Origin of the sequence: Alistipes sp. HGB5 (assembly GCF_000183485.2) — a bacterium.
Classification (GTDB): domain Bacteria; phylum Bacteroidota; class Bacteroidia; order Bacteroidales; family Rikenellaceae; genus Alistipes; species Alistipes finegoldii.
Genome location: NZ_AENZ01000082.1, coordinates 1 through 1,436, shown reverse-complemented (window position 1 = coordinate 1,436; position 1,436 = coordinate 1). Strand labels below are relative to the sequence as shown.

At 52.9% G+C, this 1,436-nt stretch carries 1 rRNA gene; it reads left to right on the top strand.

Annotated elements, in window-relative coordinates:
- Positions 1-1,430: ribosomal RNA gene (locus HMPREF9720_RS14005) — 16S ribosomal RNA — on the top strand; the annotation flags it as partial.
- Positions 1,431-1,436: the final 6 nt, after the last annotated feature.

Below are 1,436 nucleotides of genomic sequence, written 5' to 3'. Positions count from 1 at the left end.
GGCGACCGGCGCACGGGTGCGTAACGCGTATGCAACCTACCTTTAACAGGGGCATAACACTGAGAAATTGGTACTAATTCCCCATAACATTCGAGAAGGCATCTTCTTGGGTTAAAAACTCCGGTGGTTAAAGATGGGCATGCGTTGTATTAGCTAGTTGGTGAGGTAACGGCTCACCAAGGCAACGATACATAGGGGGACTGAGAGGTTAACCCCCCACATTGGTACTGAGACACGGACCAAACTCCTACGGGAGGCAGCAGTGAGGAATATTGGTCAATGGACGCAAGTCTGAACCAGCCATGCCGCGTGCAGGAAGACAGCTCTATGAGTTGTAAACTGCTTTTGTACTAGGGTAAACGCTCCTACGTGTAGGAGTCTGAAAGTATAGTACGAATAAGGATCGGCTAACTCCGTGCCAGCAGCCGCGGTAATACGGAGGATCCAAGCGTTATCCGGATTTATTGGGTTTAAAGGGTGCGTAGGCGGTTTGATAAGTTAGAGGTGAAATACCGGGGCTCAACTCCGGAACTGCCTCTAATACTGTTGAACTAGAGAGTAGTTGCGGTAGGCGGAATGTATGGTGTAGCGGTGAAATGCTTAGAGATCATACAGAACACCGATTGCGAAGGCAGCTTACCAAACTATATCTGACGTTGAGGCACGAAAGCGTGGGGAGCAAACAGGATTAGATACCCTGGTAGTCCACGCAGTAAACGATGATAACTCGTTGTCGGCGATACACAGTCGGTGACTAAGCGAAAGCGATAAGTTATCCACCTGGGGAGTACGTTCGCAAGAATGAAACTCAAAGGAATTGACGGGGGCCCGCACAAGCGGAGGAACATGTGGTTTAATTCGATGATACGCGAGGAACCTTACCCGGGCTTGAAAGTTAGTGACGATTCTGGAAACAGGATTTCCCTTCGGGGCACGAAACTAGGTGCTGCATGGTTGTCGTCAGCTCGTGCCGTGAGGTGTCGGGTTAAGTCCCATAACGAGCGCAACCCCTACCGTTAGTTGCCATCAGGTCAAGCTGGGCACTCTGGCGGGACTGCCGGTGTAAGCCGAGAGGAAGGTGGGGATGACGTCAAATCAGCACGGCCCTTACGTCCGGGGCTACACACGTGTTACAATGGTAGGTACAGAGGGCCGCTACCCCGTGAGGGGATGCCAATCTCGAAAGCCTATCTCAGTTCGGATCGGAGGCTGAAACCCGCCTCCGTGAAGTTGGATTCGCTAGTAATCGCGCATCAGCCATGGCGCGGTGAATACGTTCCCGGGCCTTGTACACACCGCCCGTCAAGCCATGGAAGCTGGGGGTGCCTGAAGTTCGTGACCGCAAGGAGCGACCTAGGGCAAAACCGGTGACTGGGGCTAAGTCGTAACAAGGTAGCCGTACCGGAAGGTGCGGCTGGAACACCTCCTTTCTGGAG